The organism is Natrinema soli, from assembly GCF_028618695.1.
Genome location: NZ_JAQIVI010000140.1, coordinates 1 through 998, shown reverse-complemented (window position 1 = coordinate 998; position 998 = coordinate 1). Strand labels below are relative to the sequence as shown.

At 66.2% G+C, this 998-nt stretch carries 2 protein-coding genes; both read left to right on the top strand.

All coding sequences use genetic code 11. The features are described from left to right. Positions 1-242 precede the first annotated feature (242 nt). On the top strand, positions 243-494 hold the full coding sequence (locus PGX04_RS09975; RefSeq protein ID WP_273738358.1) for an MTH865 family protein: 252 nt from the start codon (positions 243-245) through the stop codon (positions 492-494). Positions 495-769: 275 nt separating this feature from the next. Continuing rightward, the coding region (locus PGX04_RS09970; protein WP_273738357.1) for a hypothetical protein at positions 770-998 on the top strand (229 nt) is incomplete at its 3' end.

Sequence of the window (998 nt, the reverse complement as noted above, 5' to 3'; positions counted from 1 at the left end):
GACGCGGAGATCGACCCGCCCGGTGCCGAGCCGGCCGCGGCGACCGCCTCGAGCGAGCGGGGGATCCTCCCCGAGTTCATGCGACGGCTCTAGTCGCTCGCGGCCGGTAATTGGCCGTCCGCTATCCGTGAGTCGTCCGTTCCCCCGACCGTCTGGGACGGAGTCAGATCGAGGATCTCGATCGCCGACCGGTCGACAATCCCCCTGCAGAGTTATTGGGATTCGCGCAGAAACACGAAGTCATGGCAGACGAAGCCGAACTCCGCGAGCAGCTGACCGACGCGTTCGAGAACGCCGACTATCCGGTCTCGGGTCCGATGGAACTCGTGCCGGCACTGCCCGACGGACCGGGGACGAGATTCCAGTCCGGCGACTTCTCGATGAGCGCGATGGAGCTCAACGCCAAGACCGACGGCGGGGAGTTCCCCTACGAGGACGTCGACTCCCTCGTCGACGACCTGATCGCGGAACTGAAAGCGGCGGGCGAGCTGTGAGACACAGGAGTCCGTCTCACAGCACGGGACACCTGTCAGTCCGGCGCGCCCGAGACCCGCCGTGCGGGTGCGCCGGGACACAGTGACAGCAGATCGTCTGGGCCGCTCGACCAGTCGATCCGACCGACCGATGGACACGGTGTCCTGCGGGCGGGTGCCGCGCCGCGAATCCGTGAGCGAGGCTCTCGAGGCGTCGATCATCGGCCGTAAGGTGTCGGCCGGTCGAACGACGACCAGCAGGTTTTTATTTCACAGCGTGGTTTTGTGAGAAAGGAGTGCGGAAACGGACCGATCAGGTCGCGGACGGGGATACACGGATGAACGCTGCACATCGATCGAGACCGATCATCATCGTAACTGACGCGCGGGCCCAGGAGAGCCGTCTTCGGGCCCGCCTCGAGCGGGCCACCGAGCACGACGTTCGAACGGCGCCCGCGAGCGCGGATCTCGAGTCCGTCCTCGAGTCGGCGATGGAGCGACGCGACGCCGAGCCAGCATCGATCA

What these genes read in the sequence shown, in the direction of transcription:
- PGX04_RS09975 (WP_273738358.1), top strand. Translation starts at nt 243, where the DNA reads ATGGCAGACGAAGCCGAACTCCGCGAGCAGCTGACCGACGCGTTCGAG.